General features: G+C 65.1%; 26 protein-coding genes. 22 read left to right on the forward strand and 4 right to left on the reverse strand.

Annotation, left to right across the window (positions count from 1 at the left end; genetic code table 11):
• Positions 1–27: 27 nt before the first annotated feature.
• From ACK4OE_RS15425 to ACK4OE_RS15525, 21 genes are all read left to right on the forward strand, one after another.
• Positions 28–570, forward strand: coding sequence for a hypothetical protein (locus ACK4OE_RS15425; protein ID WP_409885735.1), 543 nt, complete (start codon positions 28–30; stop codon positions 568–570).
• Positions 571–575: 5 nt separating this feature from the next.
• Entirely contained in the window at positions 576–2,624 is a 2,049-nt protein-coding gene (locus ACK4OE_RS15430) for a phage terminase large subunit family protein (protein WP_409885737.1), read from the forward strand.
• 35 nt (positions 2,625–2,659) lie between these two features.
• Positions 2,660–2,977 carry a Mor transcription activator family protein gene (locus tag ACK4OE_RS15435; protein WP_409885739.1) on the forward strand — a complete coding sequence of 106 codons (318 nt, stop codon included), beginning with the start codon at positions 2,660–2,662 and terminating at the stop codon, positions 2,975–2,977.
• A gap of 71 nt (positions 2,978–3,048) precedes the next feature.
• Positions 3,049–3,609, forward strand: coding sequence for a hypothetical protein (locus tag ACK4OE_RS15440; RefSeq protein WP_409885741.1), 561 nt, complete (start codon positions 3,049–3,051; stop codon positions 3,607–3,609).
• Positions 3,606–5,096 carry a phage portal protein gene (locus ACK4OE_RS15445; protein WP_409885743.1) on the forward strand — a complete coding sequence of 497 codons (1,491 nt, stop codon included), beginning with the start codon at positions 3,606–3,608 and terminating at the stop codon, positions 5,094–5,096. Before ACK4OE_RS15440 ends, ACK4OE_RS15445 begins: the two co-directional genes overlap by 4 nt.
• A 122-nt stretch (positions 5,097–5,218) precedes the next feature.
• Entirely contained in the window at positions 5,219–7,084 is a 1,866-nt protein-coding gene (locus tag ACK4OE_RS15450) for a phage major capsid protein (protein WP_409885745.1), read from the forward strand.
• 35 nt (positions 7,085–7,119) lie between these two features.
• Positions 7,120–7,419 carry a hypothetical protein gene (locus ACK4OE_RS15455; RefSeq protein ID WP_409885747.1) on the forward strand — a complete coding sequence of 100 codons (300 nt, stop codon included), beginning with the start codon at positions 7,120–7,122 and terminating at the stop codon, positions 7,417–7,419.
• On the forward strand, positions 7,416–7,856 hold the full coding sequence (locus ACK4OE_RS15460; protein ID WP_409885748.1) for a hypothetical protein: 441 nt from the start codon (positions 7,416–7,418) through the stop codon (positions 7,854–7,856). Before ACK4OE_RS15455 ends, ACK4OE_RS15460 begins: the two co-directional genes overlap by 4 nt.
• Positions 7,857–7,883: 27 nt before the next feature.
• Positions 7,884–8,534 carry a phage tail tube protein gene (locus ACK4OE_RS15465; RefSeq protein ID WP_409885750.1) on the forward strand — a complete coding sequence of 217 codons (651 nt, stop codon included), beginning with the start codon at positions 7,884–7,886 and terminating at the stop codon, positions 8,532–8,534.
• A 148-nt stretch (positions 8,535–8,682) separates the two neighbouring features.
• Entirely contained in the window at positions 8,683–9,027 is a 345-nt protein-coding gene (locus ACK4OE_RS15470) for a hypothetical protein (RefSeq protein ID WP_409885752.1), read from the forward strand.
• Between the two features lie 95 nt (positions 9,028–9,122).
• Positions 9,123–9,482 carry a DUF1799 domain-containing protein gene (locus ACK4OE_RS15475; protein ID WP_409885753.1) on the forward strand — a complete coding sequence of 120 codons (360 nt, stop codon included), beginning with the start codon at positions 9,123–9,125 and terminating at the stop codon, positions 9,480–9,482.
• A gap of 12 nt (positions 9,483–9,494) precedes the next feature.
• The gene (locus ACK4OE_RS15480) at positions 9,495–14,159 is read left to right on the forward strand and encodes a phage tail length tape measure family protein (protein ID WP_409885755.1); all 4,665 of its coding nucleotides are present in this window, start codon (positions 9,495–9,497) and stop codon (positions 14,157–14,159) included.
• Positions 14,156–15,076: a carbohydrate-binding protein gene (locus ACK4OE_RS15485; protein ID WP_409885757.1), complete on the forward strand. Its 921-nt coding sequence runs from the start codon at positions 14,156–14,158 to the stop codon at positions 15,074–15,076. The genes ACK4OE_RS15480 and ACK4OE_RS15485 overlap by 4 nt, the downstream gene beginning before the upstream one ends.
• Positions 15,073–16,134: a pyocin knob domain-containing protein gene (locus tag ACK4OE_RS15490; RefSeq protein WP_409885759.1), complete on the forward strand. Its 1,062-nt coding sequence runs from the start codon at positions 15,073–15,075 to the stop codon at positions 16,132–16,134. The genes ACK4OE_RS15485 and ACK4OE_RS15490 overlap by 4 nt, the downstream gene beginning before the upstream one ends.
• A complete protein-coding gene (locus ACK4OE_RS15495; protein ID WP_409885761.1) occupies positions 16,131–16,865 on the forward strand; it encodes a hypothetical protein in 735 nt (244 codons plus the stop codon). The genes ACK4OE_RS15490 and ACK4OE_RS15495 overlap by 4 nt, the downstream gene beginning before the upstream one ends.
• Positions 16,866–17,381 carry a hypothetical protein gene (locus ACK4OE_RS15500; protein ID WP_409885763.1) on the forward strand — a complete coding sequence of 172 codons (516 nt, stop codon included), beginning with the start codon at positions 16,866–16,868 and terminating at the stop codon, positions 17,379–17,381.
• A 27-nt stretch (positions 17,382–17,408) separates the two neighbouring features.
• Positions 17,409–17,786, forward strand: a complete 378-nt coding sequence (locus ACK4OE_RS15505; RefSeq protein WP_409885765.1) for a hypothetical protein — start codon at positions 17,409–17,411, stop codon at positions 17,784–17,786.
• Positions 17,783–18,058, forward strand: coding sequence for a hypothetical protein (locus ACK4OE_RS15510; protein ID WP_409885767.1), 276 nt, complete (start codon positions 17,783–17,785; stop codon positions 18,056–18,058). Before ACK4OE_RS15505 ends, ACK4OE_RS15510 begins: the two co-directional genes overlap by 4 nt.
• Before the next feature lie 51 nt (positions 18,059–18,109).
• Positions 18,110–18,571 (forward strand): hypothetical protein, encoded by a 462-nt coding sequence (locus ACK4OE_RS15515; protein ID WP_409885783.1) that lies wholly within the window; start codon positions 18,110–18,112, stop codon positions 18,569–18,571.
• A 9-nt stretch (positions 18,572–18,580) separates the two neighbouring features.
• Positions 18,581–18,982, forward strand: a complete 402-nt coding sequence (locus ACK4OE_RS15520; RefSeq protein ID WP_409885769.1) for a DUF1353 domain-containing protein — start codon at positions 18,581–18,583, stop codon at positions 18,980–18,982.
• The gene (locus ACK4OE_RS15525; RefSeq protein WP_409885771.1) at positions 18,979–19,164 is read left to right on the forward strand and encodes a lipoprotein; all 186 of its coding nucleotides are present in this window, start codon (positions 18,979–18,981) and stop codon (positions 19,162–19,164) included. Before ACK4OE_RS15520 ends, ACK4OE_RS15525 begins: the two co-directional genes overlap by 4 nt.
• 223 nt (positions 19,165–19,387) lie before the next feature.
• On the opposite strand, the gene ACK4OE_RS15530 is transcribed toward ACK4OE_RS15525, so the two are convergent.
• The 4 genes from ACK4OE_RS15530 to ACK4OE_RS15545 form a co-directional block, all read right to left on the reverse strand.
• Positions 19,388–19,549: a hypothetical protein gene (locus ACK4OE_RS15530; RefSeq protein WP_409885773.1), complete on the reverse strand. Its 162-nt coding sequence runs from the start codon at positions 19,547–19,549 to the stop codon at positions 19,388–19,390.
• Between the two features lie 18 nt (positions 19,550–19,567).
• Positions 19,568–19,963, reverse strand: coding sequence for a hypothetical protein (locus ACK4OE_RS15535; protein WP_409885775.1), 396 nt, complete (start codon positions 19,961–19,963; stop codon positions 19,568–19,570).
• A 183-nt stretch (positions 19,964–20,146) separates the two neighbouring features.
• Positions 20,147–20,374: a hypothetical protein gene (locus ACK4OE_RS15540; protein ID WP_409885777.1), complete on the reverse strand. Its 228-nt coding sequence runs from the start codon at positions 20,372–20,374 to the stop codon at positions 20,147–20,149.
• Entirely contained in the window at positions 20,347–20,604 is a 258-nt protein-coding gene (locus ACK4OE_RS15545; protein WP_409885779.1) for a hypothetical protein, read from the reverse strand. The genes ACK4OE_RS15540 and ACK4OE_RS15545 overlap by 28 nt, the downstream gene beginning before the upstream one ends.
• 225 nt (positions 20,605–20,829) lie before the next feature.
• Between ACK4OE_RS15545 and ACK4OE_RS15550 the strand changes: the two genes are divergently transcribed.
• Positions 20,830–21,501 carry an SOS response-associated peptidase gene (locus tag ACK4OE_RS15550; protein ID WP_409885781.1) on the forward strand — a complete coding sequence of 224 codons (672 nt, stop codon included), beginning with the start codon at positions 20,830–20,832 and terminating at the stop codon, positions 21,499–21,501.
• Positions 21,502–21,724: the final 223 nt, after the last annotated feature.

Raw genomic sequence — 21,724 nt, forward strand, 5'->3', positions numbered from 1 at the left:
CACTGCGATAGCAGAAGGGGGCAATCTGTGAAAGTGCTCCCTGTGCTCGACCAGGTGATTTCGCAGGCGGAGTTTGCGCAGATCATTGGCGTGAGCGAGGCCCGGGTGTCGCAGATGGTGAGCGAGGGGGTAATTGCGCGTGGCGACACGGCTGCGAGCTGGCTGGGGGCCTACTGCGAGCGGTTGCGCGACCAGGCGGCGGGCCGGTTGGGCGAGACCTATGGCCTCGACCTGGTGCAAGAGCGCGCCGCCCTGGCCCGTGAGCAGCGCGAGGGGCAGGCCATCAAGAACGCCGTGGCCCGGCGCGAGTACGCGCCTGTTGGCCTGCTGGCCGATGTCCTGGGCCAGGCCGCCAGCGCCGTGGTGGACCGCTTCGACCAGCTGGAGGGCACGCTGCGCAAGTCCTGCCCCGACCTGCCCGACGAAGCAAAGACCGCGGTGCTGCAGGTGATCGCTTCGGCCCGCAACGAGTGGATCCGCAGCGCGGCGCAGCTCGTGGACAGCAGCATCGACGCCATGCTGACTGGTGAGTCCGAGGATGAGGTCGACAGCGAGGGTATGCCTGCGTGACCACCATGCCCACTCTCCACCCCGAAACGGCCGCTGCCATCAAGTCGGCCGTGCGCCGGGGCCTCGACAGCCTGCGGGCCGAGCCACCGCAGCGCCTGGGCGATTGGGCGCGCGACCACTTCAAGCTGGCCGGCGAGAGCAGCCACCAAAAAGGGGCATGGCAGGCGTGGGCCTTCCAGGTGGGCATTCTCGATTTCATGAGCGACGACCGCATTGAAGACCTGGCCGTGCGCAAAGCCAAGCGTGTGGGCTATACCAAGATGGTCACCGCCTTTGTGGCCTACAACATCGCGCACCGCCGCCGCAAGCAAGCCCTGTGGCAGCCCACCGACGACGACCGAGACAGCTACGTCAAAAGCGAGATTGACCCGCTGCTCGATCCGCTCACCGGCGTGCCAGCCATCAACAAGGCGCGCAAACTCGGTCGCGCCACTGAGGAAACGATCAAGTTCAAGCCCTTCCGCGACAGCGTGCTACACCTGCTGGGCGGCAAGGCGGCCCGGGCCTACCGCCGCATCACCGTGGCTGTGGCCATCCTCGATGAGTGGTCTGCCTTCGACCAGCAGATCGAGAAGTCGGGCGACCCGGGCGGCTTGGCAAAGGGCCGGCTGGAGGGCGCGCCATACCCCAAGTTTGTGGGCGGCAGCACCCCGCGCCTCAAGGGCTTGTGCCACGTCGAGCGCGCCTGCGACAACGCCGAGGGCATGGTGCGCTTTCATGTGGACTGCCCTCGCTGCGGCGTAGAGCACCCGCTGCTGTGGGGGGCAAAGAACCTGGCCCATGGCATGAAGTGGACGCGCGGCCAGCCCGACACCGTGCACCACATCTGCCCGCACTGCCATGAACCCATCACCCAGGCCGACTACCTGCCCGGTGGCGTGCCACTCAATGGCGCCTGGGTGTGTGATCGCACCGGCAAGCGCTACGGGCCCGACCGCATCTGGCGCGACAGCAAGGGCATGCCCTGCAACCCGCCGCGAACACTTGGCGTGCACGTATGGACTGCCTACAGCCCGCAGCGCGCATGGTCTGACATAGTCGTCGAGTTCGAGAACGCCCTGAAGGCGATGGAGGCTGGCGAAGTAGGCCCCATGCAACTGTTCGTCAACGAAACCTTGGGCGAAACCTGGGAGTTGGCAGGTGAGCGCACCGACGAACACGCCCTGCAGGCCCGTGCCGAGCCGTACAAACTGTGCACCGTGCCCCGTGGCGGGCTGTACCTGACGGCCGGGGTGGACGTGCAGCGCAACCGCTGGGAAATCACCGTATACGCCTGGGGGCGCGGCATGGAGTCGTGGGTGGTTGATGTCACTGTCATCGAGGGCAACCCCGCTGTCGATGAAGAGTGGGACGCCGTCACCCACCACCTGCAGCGCCGATACACGCAAGACTGGCACGGCGGCAGCCTGGGTATCAGCGCCACCAGCATCGACTCTTCCGACCAGACACAGGCCGTCTACAACTGGGTGGCCAAGGCGCAGCACATCCTGCCCGGGCTGCGCGCCATCAAAGGCGACGGCAACGAAGCCACCAACATCCTGGGTCCCAGCAGTGCGCAGGACATCAACTGGCGCGGCAAGAAGGTGCCCAACGGCATCAAGCTCTGGCGCGTTGGCGTGGATGCCGCCAAGGACCTGCTGCTGGGCCAGCTGGCCATCACCAAGCCCGGGCCCGGCTTCGTGCACTTTTCCGACGAACTGCCCCGCGAGTTCTACGAACAGCTCACCGCAGAGCAGCGCGTGCTCGCCAAAATCAACGGCCGCGAAGCCTACCGCTGGATCAAGCGCCGCCCGCGCAACGAACAGCTCGACAACCGCAACTACGCCCTGCACGCCGCCATGGCCAGCGGCCTGCACCGCTACGACGACGCCCGCTGGCAAAAGCTGGAGGCCGCAGTGCAGCCTGATAACCACGACCTTTTTGCTATCCAACCAATAGCAGTCAAGGCAGAGCAGGCAAGCGCTACGCCTGTAAATCAGCCCGTTCCGGCCAAGCCCAATCCATTCGCCACCCGCGCCAACCGAAGGCCCGCAGCCTCACGCACCACATGGTAAAAAACCAAGCCACCCAGACCCCAGTCCTTGAGCTCGTGCTCCAAGGCGACAGCGCTGCCACCGCAGAGCAGCAGGCCCTGGCCAGCGTAGAGCACACCGACGACGTGGTCGAGTACACCCTGCGCTGCATCATGGCCTTGGCGCCGCGGCTCAACGCCGCCGTGGTGCGCGCGGCAGAGGCCCAGGTGCGCGAAGTGTTTGGCGGTGATGAGGTGTGGGTGGGTCGCCGTCCAGACCTGCAAAACCGCAACGCATCCATCCGGCGCGACTACCTGGCGGGCGAACGCGTGGCCCTGCTCGCCCGCCGGTACCAGCTCACCCAGCGCCACGTGCTGCGCATCATCAAGGGATAGGGGTGACATTTCACCCCTTACAAATGTCACCCCGCCCGGCCTAGATTGCAGCCTGCAACACCACGCACGCCATGGCCACTACACCCACTACCGAACCCACCAGCCTGCAGGCGGGCGACTCCGTCACCTGGCGGCGTCAGCTGCCAGACTACCCCGCAAACGACGGCTGGCAGTTGGGCTACCGGCTCATCAACGCCCAGACCCGCATCGACATCGTGGCCACTGCAGACGGGGCCGACCACCTGGTGATCATTTCGGCTGCCACCAGCGCGCTGTATGCGCCGGGCGAATACACCATGGTCGCCCAGGTCACGCGCAGCACCGACCGGCACACCATCGGTTTCTGGGCAGTCACCATCAAACCCGACTGGGCCGCAGCTACCACCGGGCAAGACACCCGCACCAGCGCCCGCAAGGCGCTGGAGGCCGTCAAGGCGTACCTGGAAGACGCTAACAACATCAAGGCTGCCGAGTATGAGATTGCCGGCCGCCAGCTGCGCCGCTACAGCCTGGCCGAGGTGTGGGCCCACCGCGACCGCCTGGTGCTCGAAGTCAGCAGAGAGGAAGCCGCCTCTGGCATCGCCACAGGCCTGCCCAGCAAAACCCGTGTCTACGTAAGGTTCGGCCAATGACCAGCATGATCCACCGGGCCCGCCAGTGGCTCAGCCGCACTGTGGCACCTGCAGCCCTGCAAACCCGCCGCTTCCAGGCCGCCCGCATGGACCGCCTCACGGCCGAGTGGATGGCCACCGCGCAGAGCATCAACGAAGAACTGCGCAGCGATCTGGACCGCCTGCGCTCCCGCGGGCGCGAGCTGGGCAACAACAACGACTACGCCAAAAAGTTCGTGGGCATGGTCAAGGACAACATCATCGGCCCCGGTGGCGTGCGCCTGCAGGTGCGCATTGAAGACAGCCCGGGCAAGCCCGACCGCATGGCCAGCGCAGCGGTAGAGCGCGGCTGGCAAGAATGGCAAAACGTGGCCGACGTGGCTGGCCACCAGCACTTTCGTGACATGTGCGAAACCATGGTGGGCGGCCTGCCTTCTGATGGCGAGTTTTTGCTGCGCATGGTGCGCGGGGCAGACGCAGGCAACCGGTTCAACTTCGCGTTGCAGCTCATCGACGTGGACCGCATCGACACCACCTACAACGGCCGCCACGGCGTCAATGCCGTGATCATGGGGGTCGAGGTCAACACCTACCGCCGACCGGTGGCCGTGCACATATTTGCCGCCCACCCCAACGACGGCCAGTACAGCAGCCGCCAGCGCATCCGCCTGCCGCTGGACGACGTCATCCACGGCTTCAAGGTAGAGCGCCCTGAGCAACTGCGCGGCATCCCGTGGATGGCCGCAGGCATGCTCAGCTTGCACCATCTGGGCAACTTCAAACTGGCCGCGCTGCTGGCGGCAGAGCACGGTGCCAACCACTACGGCTTTTTCACTACGCCAGACGGCCAGGCGCCCATCGGTACGCCCGATGCAGCGGGAGGCCAGGCCGTCACCGTCAGCCAGCCCGGCTACTACGACACCCTGCCCACCGGCGTGCAGTTCACCGCCTACGACAGCAAATACCCTGAACAGAACTTCGGCCCCTTCGTCAAAACCACCCTGCAGCGCATCGCCAGCGGCTGGGGGGTGGCCTACCACTCCCTCGCCAACGACCTGGAGGGCGTCAGCTTCTCCAGTATCCGCAGCGGCACCCTGGAAGAGCGCGACCGGTGGATGGGTGATCAGCAGTGGTTTATCGACATGGCGCTGGAGCGCATCTACCGCGCCTGGCTGCAGATGGCCCTCATGTCGGGCGCCATCACCATGCCCAACGGCAGCGCGCTGCCCGCGTCCAAGCTCGAAAAATTCAGCCGCCACGAATGGCAGCCGCGCCGCTGGGAATGGGTGGACCCACAGGCCGACACCGAGGCCAACATCCTCAAGGTGCGCGCCGGCCTCATGAGCCCGCAAGACCTGTGCAGCGCCATGGGCTACGACTTCGAGGACACGCTCGACGCCATTGCTGCAGCCCAAAAACTCGCCAAGGAAAAGAAAGTGCAACTCCCCGCCTACGACGCGCTGCCCGGGGCCGGTGGAGCCGCAGCACCTGCTGTGCCTGCGCCATAGCAGGCAAGGTTTCCCGCCACAAGGCCCGCCCCGCGCGGGCCTTTTGCTTTGTGGCCCGGCGTGCGAGTAGGTGACATTTCACCCCTTACAAATGTCACCTCACCCCGCTTGCAATAGCGGGCATGAGCAGCACAGAACAACTCCCCGAAGTCGTCGCACGGCACCTGTCCAAGGGCCGCGCAGAGCGTGCATTCCTGGTCGAACGCCAGGCCATTGACGAAGCCGCCCGCACCGCCGTGCTGGCTTTCGCCAGTGAGCTGCCTTACGAGCGCTACTGGGGCGTCGAAATCCTCGACTGCACAGCCACCAGCATGCGCCAGGGCCGCCTTCGCAGCGGCGCCAACCTCCTTTGCGACCACGACACCCGCGATGTCGTTGGCGTTATCGAATCTGTCGAGATCGGTGCGGACAGGGTTGCCCGCGCCGTGGTGCGCTTCGGAAAAAGCGCTCGTGCAGAGGAAGTGTGGAACGACGTGCGCGACGGCATCCGCCGCAACGTGTCTGTCGGCTACATGGTCCACAAAGCGCAGCTGGTCGAAACCGTGGATGGCCTGGAAACCTACCGCGTCACCGACTGGGAGCCCTTTGAAGTCTCGCTTGTCAGCGTCCCCGCTGACGCATCCGTCGGCGTAGGCCGCAGCCTGGAGTCGGCCGATGCCGCCGCCCCGGCCGAAGTGCCCGCGCCGCAAGCCACCACCCCCATTCCAACCCCATCTGAACCCGAGGTGAAAACCATGCCCGATCCCGTCATCGAAGTCGTTGAGCAGCGCAACCACGCTGCCGAAATCTCCAAAATTGCAGCCAGCATCCCAGGCGGTGCCGAGCTGGCGATGGACGCCATCCAGCGCGGCCTGAGCGTCGAGCAGTTCCAGCGCGAGGCTATCGCCAAGATGTCCACCAAGCCCGTGCCCACTGCCGACATTGGCATGGAAAAGAAAGAGGTGCAGCGCTACAGCCTGATGCGCGCTCTCAACGCGCTGGCCAACCCTACCGACACAGCAGCCCAGCGCGCCGCATCGTTTGAACGCGAGTGCTCCGACGCCACTGCCAACAAGATGGGCAAGCAGGCCCGTGGCTTCATGGTGCCCAACGAAGTGCAGCGGCGCGACCTGGTGGTGGGCGCCCCCACGGCTGGCGGCAACCTTGTGGCCACCGATCTGCTCACCGGCAGCTTCATCGACATTTTGCGCAACGCCATGGTCATCGACGGCCTGGGCGCCCGCATGCTCACCGGCCTGGTGGGCAACGTGGCCATCCCCAAGCTCACAGGCTCTGCCACTGCCTACTGGGTGGCTGAAAACTCGGCGCCCACCGAAAGCCAGCAAACGGTTGGGCAGGTGCCGCTCACGCCCAAGACGGTCGGCGCCTTCACCGACATTGCCCGCCGCCTGCTGCTGCAAACCAGCCTCGACGTGGAAGCCATGGTGCAAAACGACCTGGCCACCATCCTGGGCCTGGCCATTCAGCAAGCCGCCATCAACGGCACCGGTGCATCTAATCAGCCCAGCGGCATCCTGACGCAGATCGCATCGCCCACTGTGGTGGCAGGCACCAACGGCCTCGCGCCCACCTGGCAGCACATGGTTGATCTGGAATCTGCCGTGGCTGTGGCCAATGCCGATGTGGGCACGCTGGCCTACCTGACCAACGCCAAGGTGCGCGGCAAGCTCAAGTCCACCAGCAAGGTCACCGGTCAAAACGGCTTCATCTGGGACGGCGGCGATACCCCCATCAATGGCTACCGCGCCGCAGTCACCAATGCAGTGCCCTCCAACCTCACCAAGGGCACCAGCAATGGCGTGTGCTCGGCTGCCATCTTCGGCAACTGGGCCGACCTGGTCATTGGCATGTGGGGTGGCCTCGACCTGATGGTGGACCCCTACACCGGCAGTGCCGCAGGCACCGTGCGCGTAGTGGCCCTGCAAGACGTGGACGTTGCCCTGCGCAACACCGTGTCCTTTGCCACCGTGGTTGACCTGCTGACCTGACGCCAGCGCCTCGCACCCAGCCCAAGGCACCCGGCATGTTCACCGAAGACCTCAGCGCCTTCTTCAGCACCACCGATTTCGCCACCACGGCGAGCTTTGGCGGTGGTGCGGCGGTGCCTGTCATCTTTGATGCGGCTGCGGTGCCGGGGTCTGTGGGCCCGCTGGGCATGGTCAACACGCTGCCCGCCATCACCCTGCCCAGTGCGCAAGTGCCTGCCAACCCGGTGGACACAAGCGTCGAGGTGTCGGTGAACGGCGTTGCCACTGCCTACCTGGTAGCTGATGCCCAGCCCGACGGCACCGGCATCACCCGCCTGCTGCTGGAGGCTGCATGACCGCCCCCACCAGGTTCGCCCAGGTGCTCGGCGCCATGCAGACAGCCCTGCAGGCCGCCACACCCGTGTCGCCCAACGTGTTCCGCGCCCGTGCCCGGGTGGTGCCGCAGCAGATGGCCACGGCCATCGTGGTGCGGCCTGCCCAGGCAGAGCGCGACGCATCGGTGGGGCAGGGCGCCATGGCGCTGTGGCTCACCGCTGTGGCGGTGGACTGCTACGCACGCGGCTCGGCGGCCAGCCCGGTGGATGTGGCGGTGGATGCCCTCATGGGCGCTGCTGTTGGCAGGTTGATGCAAGACCCATCCCTGGGCGGCCTGGTGGGGTCTATCGACCCCCAGGCCGTGGCCTGGGATTTCGACGTGGACGGCGAGCAAACCGCCTGCGCCACGGTGACTTTTTACGTGCGGCACGCCACGGCGGCTGCGACCTTTCTCTGATTCCCTTTTTCAAACGAGGTAACCCAAATGGCAGATCCAATCTTCTGGAGCAACGTGGGCATTGACGTTCAGACCGCCCTGGCCACCGCTGTGCCAATCACGGCCATCACCAAGGCCGCCCCCGGCGTGGCCACGTACTCGGGTGTTGTGCACCCCGCCAACGGCGACTACATCGCCCTCACGGCCACGGGTATGCACCAGGTCAATGACCGGCTGTTTCGCATTGCCAACGTCAACACCACGGCAAAGACGTTCGAACTGGAAGGCGAAGACACCACCAGTTTCGACACGTTCATTGGTGGCAGCTACCGCATCGTCACCTTCGGCGCATCGTTCAACTCGGTGCAGAGCATCAGCGTGAGCGGTGGCGACTACGAAAAGGCCGACGTCACCACCATCCACGACTCGGTGCGCAAGAACGTGCCCACCATCGCCGCGCCGCTCACCCTGTCGCTCACCAACTTCTTCGACATGACCGACCCCGGCTTTGTCGAGTGCAACAAGGCCTACAAGAGCAAGAGCAAGCGCGCCATTCGCCTGCGCTTCGGTACGGGCGCAAAGATGGTCATGACGGGCTACGTGGGCGCTGCTGGCGTGCCCAACGGCCAGGCGCAGGGCGTGGTGCAAACGCCCGTATCCATCGAGGCGCAAAACCTCCCTACCGTCTACGCGAGCTGATCGCGCAGCGCCACGCATGCCGCGCAACTGCGGCATGCGCCCTGTTTTGTGCGCGGCACGGTGGGCCCCAATGGCCCGCTGGCCTGTTTTGCCCGAGCGGGCACGCCGCGCACTCCCCTCACTCGGGCCTGATCAATCGGGTGCATACATGTCCATTTCCATCGTCGTAGACAACAAGGTCAAGTTCCGCGTCAAAGGCTCATTCCGCAACGGCGAGGGGGTTGACCAGCCCTTCGACTTCGGCCTGCGCTGCAAGCGCCTGGACACCGACGCCATCACAGACCTCAAATCCTCCGACGGCAGCTACATCTACGCCGACTTCATGGCCGCCGTGATCGAAGAATGGTTTGACGTCAACGGCGGCGGCGCCGATGGCAAAAAAGCCGTGCCCTACACCACCGACGCCTGGCACGCCCTGTGCAAAACACCTGGCGTGGCAGCACTGGCGTGGGCCACCTACATGCGCGAAAACGGCGCCAAAGAAAAAAACTAGCACAGGTCGCCCGCGCAGTCGTTGAGCACGCCCATGCCCTGCACACCCGCAACCAGCCGCAGCAGCAACAACAGCAGCCGCACCCATCAAGCCCGATGGGTGGCCTGCTGGCCCAGCTATCGGCCGTGGGCGCGTTTGATGACAACGCCGCAGGCGCGGGCGACAGCGACCAGCCCGGCGACAACGCCACCGCCTACCTCTGGCCCGACTGCGTGCCCGCCTGGAACCACTGGCGCAGCCTGCAAACCCAGTGGCGCAGCAGCGGCATGGGTGGCCGCGAAGGGCTCGACTACGCCGGCGTGCAGGCCTACCTGGACGAACACCTGCCCCGCAGGGGCAGGCGCCGCCGCGAGCTCTTTGCCTGCATCCAGGCCTGCGAAACCGCCTGCCTCGACTTCTGGGCCGAAGCCCGCGAGCGCGACCAGCAAAACCAGCCACCACCGCACAACCCCTGAAGGCGCCGCAGCATGACCACCCCCATCGGCATCACCATCGGCCTCGACGGCGTACAGCAAACCGAGGCGGGCCTGCGCCGCGTGGTGGGCGGGGTGGACGCTGTCGGCATCTCTGCCAAGCAAACGGCCGCCGCATTGCGTGGCGTGCCTGCGCAGTTCACCGACATCATCACCAGCCTGCAGGGCGGCCAGGCGCCGCTCACCGTGTTTTTGCAGCAAGGCGGCCAGCTCAAAGACATGTTTGGCGGCGCAGGCAACGCCGCCCGGGCGCTGGGCGGCTACGTGCTGGGCCTCATCAACCCCTTCACCGCGGCTGCTGCTGCGGGCGTGGCCGTGGCGCTGGCCTACAACCAGGGCAGCAAAGAGGCCGACGCCTACGCCAAAGCCATTGCCCTCACCGGCAACGCGGCGGGTGTCACCACTGCCCAGCTGGCCGGCATGGCGCGCAACGTGTCTGACGTGGTGGGCACCCAGGCCCAGGCTGCAGACGTGCTGGCCCAATTGGTGGGCACCGGCAACGTGGCCAGCGCCGCGCTTGAGCAGCAGGCCGCGCTCGCCATCCGTCTGGAGCGCAACGTAGGCATCGCCGTCAAAGACACCGTCAAGGAATTTGCCGAGCTGGGCAAAGAGCCTGTGGAGGCGGCCAAAAAGCTCAACGAACGCTACAACTACCTCACCGCAGCGGTGTATGAGCAGATCAAAGCGCTCAAAGACCAGGGCAGAACACAAGAGGCGGCTGCGCTGTCCCAGGCCACGTACGAAAAAGCCATGGCCACTGTGGCAGACACCCTGGAGGGCAGGCTTGGCTATGTAGAGCGTGCATGGCGCGCTGTGGGCGATGGTGCCAAGTGGGCTTGGGATCAAATGCTCAACGTGGGCCGCCGCGGCAGCGCAGCAGACCCCACGGCCGAGGTGCGCGCCCGCCTCACGCGCCAGCAACAAGAGCTGGCCGACAAGCGCGCCATTAACCCCAATGCCGACACGTCGGGCCTTGAAAAGGGCATCGAAATCCTGAAGCGGCGCCTGGGCGTCATGGAAAGCGATGAGCGCATGCTTCGCCGTGGTGCCGATGCGCAGGCCGCCCGCACCAAAGCCGAGAAAGACGCCATCACCGCCAGCGACGCCCTGCAGCGCACCCAAGGCAAGGGCCTTACGCAACAGCAGCAGCTCAACAAGGCCCTGGAGGAATACCGCAAACAGCAAGACGCCCTTCGCGCCGTCAACCCCAACTCTGATCGTCTCACGCCCGATGCCATCGCCCGTGGCGAGCGCGCCATCCGCGAGCAATACGCCAGCAAGGGCAGCGGCGCAGCAGCGGGCGGCGAGAACGAAGTGGCCGCCCTGCGTGCGCAGGCCGATGCCGCCGAAAAATACCTGGCCCAGCTGCGTGCCACCGGTGCTGAGGTCGAAAAGCTCACCACCGGCGAGCAACGCGCCGCCAAGATCCGCGAAGAGCTCAAGACCAGCATCACCGGCACCGCCCGTGCGCAAAAAGAGCTGGCGCTTGTGGAGGCCGAGCGCCTGGGCGCGGCAGAGCGTGCCACCGTCACCGAGAAAGCCCGCATCAAGTCCATCGAGGAATCCGAGGCGGCCTACCGCAAGTTTCTGGATGCCATTGTCAAAACCGGCGACGCCTACGGCACCCAGGCAGACCAGCAAGAGGCCGCCAATGCCAGCCTGGGCCGCAGCAAAACCGCCATTGAAGAAGCCGCCCTGGCGCAGCAGCAGCTCTACCTGGCCAACGAAAAAGCCGCCGGCCCGTGGGACCCCGCCCGCATCAAGGCCATGGAATACGCCATTGAGCAACAAGAGCGCTACGTGGATGCATTGCGCGGCGGCGACGGCAAGGCCCTCAACGCCCGCGCCGACGAACTGCTGCGCTCGGCCACAGAGTTGTCGGCCCTGTACGAAAACGAATCCCAGCTGGTGGGCATGAGCAACCTGGAGCGCACCAAAACCGTAGCCCTGCGCCAGGTCGAGCTCAAGTACGCCAAAGAACTGGCAGACATTGAAAAATCCAGCGCCAGCGAAGAAGCCAAGCAAACCGCCCGCGAAAGCCTGTACCGCGCCAAGCGCATCGAAGGCGAGGCCGTGGTGGCCAAAGCCATCCAGGACGACTGGACCCGCACCACCGACGAAATCAACCGCAGCCTCACCGATGCGTTGCTGCGCGGCTTCGAGTCCGGCAAGGGGTTTGCAGAAAACCTGCGCGACACCCTCAAAAACATGTTCAACACCCTGGTGCTACGCCCGGTGATCAGCGCCGTGCTCTCGCCCATCTCTGGCGCGCTCGGTGGGGCGTTTGGTGGCGGTGCGGCGGGCGGTGGTGGCCTGCTCAACATGGGCATGCAGGGCTACAGCCTTTACAACAGCCTCACCAGCGGCACGGGCGTCCTTGGGCGCGTGGGCAGCTTCTTGGGGCTGGGTGCGCAGGCTGCCACCACCACGGGCATCGGCATCGGCACCAGCCTTGCCAATCCCGGCCTTGCTGCTGCGGTGAACCCTGTCACAGCCGGGGCTGGTTCGGGCTTGCTGGGTGGGCTGTCCGCTGCTGCCCCGTGGCTGGCTGGCATTGCTGCCATCGCCGCATCGTGGAAGAAGCTCTTTGGCCGCGAACTGAAAGACTCCGGCATTGAAGGCCAGTTCGGCGGCGACACCGGGTTTGAAGGTCGGTCCTACAAGTTCTACGAAGGCGGGGTTTTCCGCTCCGACAAGACGGAATACTCGGCATTGGACGAAACCCTGCGCAAGACGCTGGGCGACACGTTCGACGCGATGCAAGTGCAGGTCACCAGCTTCGCGGATGCCTTGGGCCTGAATGCCGACAAGATCGGCACCTTCACATCAGACATAAAGCTGAGCCTGCGCGGGCTGTCTGAGCAAGACGCACAGGCGAAGATTCAGGAGGCTCTTGCCACCGTCAATGATCAGCTGGCACAGGAGGTGCTGGGCTCATGGAAAACCGTTTCCAAGGAAGTCGAGAGAATCGTTTGGCAGTCTGCGACGGTTAACGATCAGCCCATCACCACCGTCCGCGAAATGGTGGAATCTCGGGAATACACCCCGAGTGAATACGCGAGGGAGGGCGAGAAGGCCATCGACACCCTCACGCGCCTGGCAACCAGCCTGTCCACGGTCAATGACATCTGGAAGAACCTCGGCAACACCGTGTACGAAGCATCCCTTGCCGGGGCCGATGCCGCGAGCACGATGGCCGATGCGTTTGGGGGCCTGGAAGCCATGGCAGCCGCCACGGGCGCCTACTTCGAGAACTTCTACTCGCCTGAAGAGCAACGCGCAGCGGTAGAGCGCCAGCTGAACGAGGCACTTGGCAAGCTGAACCTCACGCTGCCCGACATTGACGCCACCGACGCCCGTGCGCAGTACCGCGCCCTGGCCGAAGCGCAAGACCGCAACACGGAAGAAGGCCGGGCCGCGTATGTCACGCTGCTGCAGCTGTCCGGCGCCTTCGCCAGCATTACCGACGCCGCAGCAGACGCTACCCGTGCACTGGAAGCCCAGCGCAGCGCTGCCTACAGCGACTTCCGCCGCGCCGTTGACCGTGACCGCTCTGCACTGCAAGACCAAGCCTCCGCACTGCGCGACAGCATCGGCGCCATTGCCGATGCCGTGGACATGCTGCGCGGCAACGCGAGCGAGCTGTACAACACCGTCAGCACCACAGCCCAGATGCAGGCCGCGCAGGGCATGGTGTACGTGGAGCGCGCCCTTGCCGGTGTGTTGGCCGGTGGTTCCGTCACGGACTACACAGGCCTCACAGACGCCATTGCAGCCGCACGCGGCGGCATTGACAGCGGCGTGTACGCCACCCAGTTCGATCGCGAACGCGACGCGCTGGTGCTGGCCGGGCAGCTCAGCACGCTGGCCGATGTGAGCGACCTGCGGCTCTCCGTGGAAGAGCGACAGCTGCGCGCCATCAACGAGCAGCTTGAGTACCTGGACACCCTGAGCAAACGCGCGGAAGAGATGGTCAACGGCACCACCGCCCTGACAGAGACGGTGGACACCTACTTTGCGCGCCTGATGGGCATTCTGGACCCGGAAAAGCCAGAGCCAACCCCCGGCAAGCCCGGCGCGGGTGGCGGCTCTGGTGCCGGTACTCCGTGGGGCGGCGGTGGTGTGGACCCCAGCAAGTACAACGTGCCCATCAATGTGCCCGGTGGCAGCGTGGGGTATGTGGGTGTGGGTGCAGCCGAAGAAGCGCGCGCCGACAAGCTCTATGACCTTTATCACTCTTTTGACGGCACGGGTGACCTCACGGGCCTGCTGACCAGCATCAAAGCCGCAGGCGGCACGCTGCGCGACTTGTCGGTGCTGTCGGGCCTGTTCGAGCAGGACTGGGTGCGCGCTGCCGCGTCGGTGGGCATCCCGGCATTCGCTGCAGGCGGCATGCACTCTGGCGGCCTGCGGCTGGTGGGCGAGCGCGGGTGGGAGGTGGAAGCCACCGGCCCCGCGCGGATCTGGAACCAGCAGCAAATCGCCAGCGCCATGTCTGGCGGCGGCAATGCCGACCTGGTTGCCGAGCTGCGCGCCCTGCGTGAAGAAAACCGCCAGCAGGCGGGCGAGATTGCGCGGCTGAACCTGCGCATGGCCCGCGTGCTTGAGCGATGGGATGGGGATGGCACACCGCCAGAAAGGGAAGAGGCTGTCGCATGAGCAGCATGCATGCAATCACCGTGGTGCGCCCCATTGCGGTGCTGCCCTCCATGCTGGTCAGCACCGATGTGCCTGAGACCGACTACGCTGAGTGGGCATCGGGCACCACCTACGCCAAGGACGACCGCGTCATCCTGGCTGCGCAGCACAAGGTCTATCAGAGCCTTGCCGACAGCAACACGGGCAACAACCCAGCGGCTGTCGCCATACCGCCCAAGTGGATCGAAGTGGGCCCCACCAACCGCTGGAAGCCCTTCGACAAGTCCGTCAGCAGCCAGGTGGTGCAGGCCGATGCCATCAGCTACCGCATCAAGCCGGGGCAGGCTGTCACATCCCTGGGCGTGCTCAACATCAGGGGCGGTGTGTCACTGCGCGCGCGGGTGATCGACCCCACCCATGGCACCGTGTACGACAAGACCGTGGCCCTGTCCCGTTCGCCCATTGCGCCGGGCTGGTGGGCATGGTTCTTTGGCGAGCGGCGCGCGCCCACGCAGGTGCTGCTGCAAGACCTCCCCAGCTACCCAGGTGCGGACATCCTGATTGACATCACCGGCACCGTAGAGCTTGCGGTGGGCGTGATCCTGATCGGGCAGCAGCGGCAGTTCTCGATGGGTGTACGCATGGGGGCGCGGGTGGGCATTCAGGACTACAGCCGCAAAGAGCGCAACGAATTTGGCGACGTGATGCTGGTGGAGCGTGCCTTTGCCCGGCGCGCCAGCTTTTCCATGCTGCTCACCGCTGCCGAGGTGGATGCATTCAACCAGTTCCTGACCGACGTGCGTGCCACGCCGTGCCTGTGGATCGGCTCCAGCCGCTACGAGTCGACCACGGTGTACGGGTTCTACAAGAACTTCGACATCGTCATCAGCTACTTCAACTATTCCGACTGCGAACTTGAGCTGGAAGGCCTCACATGACCGACATCGTTATCCCCGACACCATCGATGCCCTGCCTGCTGCGCCGCAGCCGTCCGACACGCCGGTTGACTTTGACAGCAAGGCTTTTGCCTTGCTGGGTGCGCAGGTTGCCATGGTGGCGCAATTCAATGGCGCCGCTGCCGACACGTACCAGAACGCCACGGCGGCCAACGAGCGCGCGGTGGCCGCTGCCGCATCGGCAGGCGCCGCAGCCGCCGCTGAATCGACAGCCACCGCAGCGGCTGGCACGGCATCAGCCGCTGCCGACACCGCCATCACCAAGGCCAGCGAAGCCAGCGCCAGCGCCATCGCCGCCAGCAAGCTCAACCTGGGCAACAAGGCCACCCCGCCCACGGTGGACAACCAGGGCGACCCCCTGCTGGCCGGGGCCACCTACTACGACACCACCCTGAACAAATGGCGCGTGTGGAGCGGGTCGGCATGGGCCGAGGGCATCAGCGCGCTGGCGGGCGTCTCCAGTTTCAACGGGCGCACCGGAGCCATTGACGACGGCGTGGTGCTGCACATCCCGGCGGGCAGTGTTGACCTCAACGCCATCACCGCCTCAGGCTTCTACAGCTTCGGCACCGTGACCAACGGCCCCGGCGTGGCCGACTCGCAGCTCATCGTCTCGCGCGGCGGCGACACCGCCACGCAGATCGTGGTGGACAAAGCCACGGGCGCCATGTTTGTGCGCGCCGCGTCCGCGCTGTCTGGCACGCCCGTGTGGACGGCCTGGCGCCGCGTGGCGCTGCATGCCGACGTGGTGGTAGCCCTGGCCGGTGGCGACATTGATTGCAGCAAGGGCAATTACTTCACCGAGACAGTGGCGGGCGCCCGCACACTGACGTTTGCCAACATCCCGGCGGGCTCCTACTCCTGCGTCGTGGAGATCAACCACACCAGCGGGGCCATCACCATGCCAGCGGGCACGGTGTGGGCCGGTGGAGCAACGCCCACCCTTGCCACGGGCAAGCGGCACCTGATTTTCTTCCAACGCGCGCAAGTGGGCACCGCAGGCTGGTACGCCTCCGTGCTGCCGGGGTACAGCACATGATCCACAAGATGATGTACGCCCGGTTTGAGGCCGCACCCGGCCAGGTGCAGCCCGCCACCGGCAGCTGGACGGTGCCCGCTGGCGTGTACGCCATCAGCGCCGTGGCCGTGGGCGCCAATGCGGGCATCTCGCGCGGTGCCACCAAGCTGGTGCACGCTGGTACGGGCAACGGCCCCGGCTACCCCATTACGGGCGATGGGGGTGGCTACGGTGGGGCGCCCGGCAGCCACAACTACGGCGCTGGCGCCAGCGGCGGCAACGGCGGCTATACCGGCGACGGCGGCAACGGTGGCTACAGCGCCAACGGCACCAGCGAAGTCAACGGCGTCGCTGGCGGCAATGGTGCAGGCGGCGGTGGTGGCGGTGGCGGTGGTGGTGGTCACGCCAACAACTACGGCTCGTCGCCGTATCCCTACGGTGTGGGCGGTCTGGGTGCTGGTGTAGGCCTCAACGGCCTCGGCACCAACGGCACAGGCGGGCCGAACGGCACGGGCGGCGAGAGCTATGCCTCCAACGGCGGCCCTGGCTCTGATGGCAGCGCGCTGCCCGGCGCCACCATTGTTCCCGGCCCTGGGACGTATGGCGCCTACGGCCTCAACCTCGCCTGGGCCAACAACATCGCTGTGACTCCCGGCGAAGTTCTCACCATCAACAACGGCGCCAACGCCTCGGCCGTGCGCATCATTTGGGGCGGTGGCCGCTCCTACCCATCCAACGCAGGGAGCGTCTAAATGCAACTCGATTTCACCAACACGAGCACGGGCGAGTACCCCGTCAACATCGCCACGATCAAGTCGGCGCATCCGCTCACCATGTTCCCCACGCCGTTCAACGAGGCGTTTGATGTGTGGGCGCCGGTACAGCGCACAGCCAAACCAGCGCACGACGCCGCAACGCACAAGGCGGTGGAGCTGGCGCCGGTCGAAGAGGGCGGCGAGTGGCGGCAGGCATGGGAAGTGGTTGCACGGGACAGCCAAGAAATCGACGACGCCCGCCGTGCCCTGGTGCCGGTCAAGGTAACCCGTCGCCAGGCGCGCCGTGCGCTGGTGCTGGCGGGGTTGTTTGACCTGGTGCAGCCCGCCATCGACGCCATTGCGGACCCGCTTGAGCGCCAGCTCGCGCAGATCGACTGGGACGACTCGCAAGAATTTGCGCGCAACTGGCCTTTGCTGCTGCAGATCGGTCAGGGCCTGGGATTGAGCGATGCCGACATGGACGAATTGTTCATCGGCGCCGCTGCGATGTGAACCGAGAACTACAACAGAGGGAGCCCAATGCCCGAACCCACTTCCACATCCGGCATCAGCCTTGCCGTTATATCCATTGCCCTGCTGGGGCCCATGGCGGGGCCGTATGCGTTGATCGTCTTTGCCGCACTGGCGGGCGCCCTGTGGCCCCTGAGCGCGGCCGACACCATGTCCAAGTCGGCCGGCGCCTGGCTGCTGCTGCGCTGCACGCTCACGGCGGTGGTGCTCACGTCGGTAATTTCCGTCGTGCTGCAAAAGCACTGGCAGATCCCAGCAAGCGAAGCGCTTGCCCCCGTGGCCTTTGCCATTGGCGCGCTGGGCAACGGCTGGCGGCCCGTTTTTGAAGCGGTGGGCGCTGCGCTGCACGCCCTGCTGGCGCGTGTAGGAGGGGGTACCAAGCCATGAACTACCTGCTGATAGCGCACGAAGCCGCGTGCCTGGTGCTCTTCATCACCGTGTTTTGCCGCATGCAAAAGACCAACCGCAGCACGCGCGCCGCCATTCGCCTGTCGTTCTGGGCGCTGGGCACCGTGGCCGCGCTGGGCATGGCGTGGCCGCTCATGGCCTGGCCGCTGCCCTGGTTTGGCGTGGTGCTGGCGCTGGCCGTGGTGCAAGTGCAGTGGGTCACCTCGCACTTTTGGCGGGTCGGCACGCCCCGGCCGTTCGTGAAGGAATAAGCCGTGGACGCCATCCTGAGCCCTATCGACACCCTGGCCATCAACCCGGCCATGGCCCTGCTGCCTGGCAGCATGAACACCCCGCAGGCCCGCGTGCTGCTGCATGCCATCGGCCTGCAGGAAAGCCGCTTTCGCCACCGTCGCCAGCTGGGCAACGGCCCGGCCCGTGGTTTTTGGCAGTTTGAGCAAGGCACCCGCGCCAGCCGTGGCGGCGTGTGGGGCGTGTACCTGCATCCCGCGTCTGCCAACCTGCTGCGCCAGCTGTGCGTGGCGCGCGGCGTGCAGCACTCGCCTGCCGACATCTGGCGCGCCATCGAACACGACGACGTGCTGGCCGCAGGCCTGGCCCGCCTGCTGCTGTGGACCGATGCGCAGCGCCTGCCCGCCCTGGGCGACGCCCCTGCCGCGTGGGACCTGTACGCCCGCCGCTGCTGGCGCCCCGGCAAGCCGCACCCGCAAACTTGGCCGGGGTTCTACGCCCAGGCGCTCGCCCATGTGCGGGCCACGATGTAAGGGGGCGCCGTGCAAGTCACATTCCTGATTGACCCCTGGCTCAAGCCCATTGGCGACGGCGACGAATGGGAGCTGGTGGACCACTTCACCGTGCGGGTCGAAGAGCCCGGCAAGCCCACCGAAATCATCACCGTGCCGCGCGGCTTCACCACCGACCTGGCCAGCGTGCCCCGCCTGCCTGGCGCCTATCTGGTATTTGGCGGCAAGGCCCGGCGCAGCGCCATCTTGCACGACTACCTCTACACAGAGCGGCGCGACCGCACCTGGGCCGATGCAGTCTTTTTCGCCGCCATGAAAAACGAGGTAAGCGCCTGGCGCCGCTACCTCATGTGGGCTGCCGTCCGGGTGGGCGGTGGCGCTTATTACCAGTCACATCAACAGGCCGCCCCGGCCGAAGGAAACGCCCCATGAAGAAAACCATCGCAATCGCACTGTTCGCCATCGCCCTCGCGGGCTGCAGCAGCTTCAAGCTGGGCGCGGCCTGCTACGTGCCATACGGCGTAACGGGGCAGTGCAGCGCCACCACGGTAGAGCCCGGTATTACCGCGCCCGCCCCGGCTGAAGGCGCTGCAGCTGGCAAAAAGAAAACCTGAGCCGGGCCGCGCGATGCACGCCAGTGCACGCAGCACCCGCAAAGCCACCCGGCAGCACCAGCAGCGCCAGCGCCGGGAGCAGCGCGAGCTGGAACGCGAGCTGCGGGAAAGGGTGGAGCGACGGGCAGAGCCGAGGCGGGATGATGGGCCGCTGCCGAGGATTGATTGAAAAGCAAAAGGCCCGCATCAGCGGGCCTTTTGACGAATTTGAGAACGCGGCAGCTTAGGCTGGCGTCACTTCCTTTTCGGCCAGCACTTGGCCAATGGTGTTCCATTGAGCCTGCATCTCGTCCACGATACGGCCCATCTCGCGCAGCAACTCTGCGCATTCGGCGCTAGTAGTAGGCTTAACAAAGCCATTGATGTTGAAGTTGAGATTAGTCATAAGTTCTCCTTGCGCAAACTAGAAAGGTGCCTGCTTACCTAGAGCTTCCACTGCGGCGTCATAGTCAGCCTTGTTGCCGCCTTGCACTGCAAGTGCCAACTGCTCCATCGTTGTCACTTGCTTCTTCGCATTCAAAACGCATCGGCGGGTTTCGTAGCCAATGTCCTTGATTGCGTCGAACAGCATCACAGAATCAAATGCTTGGTCGAAAAACCGGCAGTACTGAACAATGGTTGTGATGCTTGGATCTGGCGCATGCTCTCGGATGCCTTCAAACCCATACATCTTGTTTTGATGCAGGATGGTGTTGCTAAGTTCGAAGACTTTGCCCCACAAAGCCATAGCTTCTTGCGGCAGCTCATCCTCTGGTACGCCATCCTCAAAAACCATTGTCATCCCCCAGTTTTTTTGCAAAGCCTGGGATCATAGCATATCGGTTCCTCCAACCATATATCTGAAAACCATTAAGTGATAAGGTACCCGTAATTAACGCTGTGGTCAACAATATGTTGAGGCATTGACGAAGATTACAACAACATTTAGCCCTTGTCTTACAACGAACTAATGCTATCAGTTTGTGAGCTTAGAGTGTAATCCTTAAAACGGCGCCGGTGACTCCACTACTTCCACAGGCCCGATGCCCTGGTACACCACCTCACCGCTGTGCTTGAGTGTCACGGTCCAGCGGTCGGGGCCTGTCTGCTCAACTTGGTAAGCGGTCGGCTCCAGCGGCAGCACGTGGCCATCAGGCAAGCCGCCGTACCAGGTTGGCACGCGCAGCAGGGTGGGGTAGGGGATCAAGTCGTTTTGTGGGTCTTCAGCCATTGTTCGCTCACTGACGGTTCATTGCCGGAACGCTCTTCCACGGGCAGCCGCTTCATCCACTTCCGAGCGTCGAACGGGGCCAGGGGCGGCCCATCGTTGGTGCTGCGAGGTCTTACAAGCCAAAGCTGCAGGTACTCGTGCTGCCGCCCTTCTTTCGCGTCGATCACAAAGCCGCGCAGCAGAAACCCGTCCGCAATCACGTCCACAAACTCGGGGTCGAACAACAGCATCTGGCAGATAGGATGACTCACCCACTCGCCCAGCAGCTCCGCCCGCCGGAGGGTGCGGCGCGCTGAGCACTGGTCATGCGTCAAGTGTGTAACCCGCAGCAGGCCGCGTGTAGGCTCCGGCCATTCAGCAGGCCGCAATCGCAGGCCGTTGGAGCGTAGTGGGGTGATTTCGCAAAACACTGTGAAAGCATACAGTGTTTTTGATAACAGGTGTACAGTGACGGCATGTGCAACCGTTACACACCCCCGGCCCTGCTGGAGATTGAGCGGGAATGGGCCATCGGAAGTCGCCATCCGCCCCGCTGGTGGGACCAGGTTCTGTTCCCGCGCGGGCAGGGGCCCTTCCTGCGCCGTGCGCGCTATGACGCCGGCTACAGCCGCGAGCTGGTGGTGGGGCAGTGGGGCCTGATCCCCTGGTTCGCGAAAGAGCCAAAGCTCAAGTACCCGACCAACAACGCTCGCAGCGAGGAGCTGTCAGCGAAGGCCAGCTACAAACTGTCATGGGCCCGTGGCCAGCGCTGCATCATCCCGGCCGCCGACTTCGATGAACCCAACTGGGAGACGGGGAAGAACGTGTGGTGGCGCTTCCGTCGCGCCGACGGCCGCCCCTGGGGACTGGCGGGCCTGTGGAACACATGGACCGACAAGGCGACGGGCGAGGTGCACGAGAGCTACACCATGCTGACCATCAACGCCGACGCGCACCCTTTGATGAGCCGCATGCACAAGCCCGACCCGAAGCTGGCGGCGGATAAGCAGGACAAGCGCAGCGTGATCCCGATTGAGCCGGCAGACTACGACCAGTGGATGGCTGGAACTGTCGAAGAGGCAGCAGAGTTGCTTCGCGTGCCTAGCATGGAGTCGTTGCGCGCCGGTCCTGCGACGCCGGTATCGTGAGAAAATGCGGCAACCGTGGCGCAGCAATGAAGCAGGCGCCGCAAATGGTCCCCCCAATTTCCCCCCGGAATCGGCCCCAAAGCCAATAGGCATGCGGGAATCCGACCCCGGCTCGGGGCACCACGAAGATTCAATCATGTCAAGTTACAACGCTCCCTTCGAAATCCACGTCCACGGACAAGTCCAGTTGCGCGCTGATGCGAGCTTCGACCAGCTCCAGGAG

The sequence above is a fragment of the Acidovorax sp. genome, assembly GCF_046314175.1.
Classification (GTDB): domain Bacteria; phylum Pseudomonadota; class Gammaproteobacteria; order Burkholderiales; family Burkholderiaceae_C; genus Acidovorax.